Below are 721 nucleotides of genomic sequence, written 5' to 3'. Positions count from 1 at the left end.
AACGGTCGACCGGGGCATATACGTCGTGTCGTTTCTGTTATCACACAGAAGCCGGTCAACAATATGAGCGAGTGCCTCGTGTGCTCGGGGTTTTATATAAGAGGCAGGGCCCGGGGGGAGCTGTTGCTGTTCCTGCACGCCGACACCCGGCTGCCGCCCGGGGCCTTGCCGGCGGTGGAGCAGCCCCTGCCCCGCCGGCACTGGGGCCGCTTCGACATCACCATTTCCGGCCGCCATCCCCTGCTGAAGCTGGTGGCCGCGCTTATCAACCTGCGCTCCCGGCTGACCGGCATCGCCACCGGCGATCAGGCCATCTTCGTGCGCCGGAGCAGCTTCGAGGCCATCGGCGGCTTTCCCGAGCAACCGCTGATGGAGGACATCGAACTCAGCAAGCGATTGAAGCGGCTGGGGCCGCCGGCCTGCCTCCGGCTGAAGGCGCACACCTCAGGCCGGCGCTGGGAAAGCCGGGGGCTGTTTCGCACCATATGGCTGATGTGGCGACTGCGCTTCGCCTACTGGCGGGGCGCCGACCCGGCCTCGCTGGCGAGGGCCTACCGATGAGCACCCGCATCATCGTCTTCGCCAAGGCCCCCCTGGCCGGCCTGGCCAAGACCCGGCTGATCCCGGCATTGGGGCCCGAGGGCGCGGCGCGCCTGGCCCGGCGCATGCTGATGTCGACCCTGGCCCATTGCCGGGCCGCGGCCCTCGGCCCGGTGGAGCT

Annotated in this window: 1 protein-coding gene; it reads left to right on the top strand. The window is 69.1% G+C overall.

Annotation, left to right across the window (positions count from 1 at the left end; genetic code table 11):
• Positions 1 to 63 precede the first annotated feature (63 nt).
• Entirely contained in the window at positions 64 to 561 is a 498-nt protein-coding gene (locus CGX12_RS19395; protein ID WP_217898220.1) for a TIGR04283 family arsenosugar biosynthesis glycosyltransferase, read from the top strand.
• The last annotated feature ends 160 nt before the right edge of the window (positions 562 to 721 follow it).

Origin of the sequence: Zobellella denitrificans, from assembly GCF_002237365.1 — a bacterium.
GTDB classification, from domain to species: Bacteria; Pseudomonadota; Gammaproteobacteria; order Enterobacterales; family Aeromonadaceae; genus Oceanimonas; species Oceanimonas denitrificans.
This window is presented reverse-complemented; position numbering and strand designations above follow the sequence as displayed.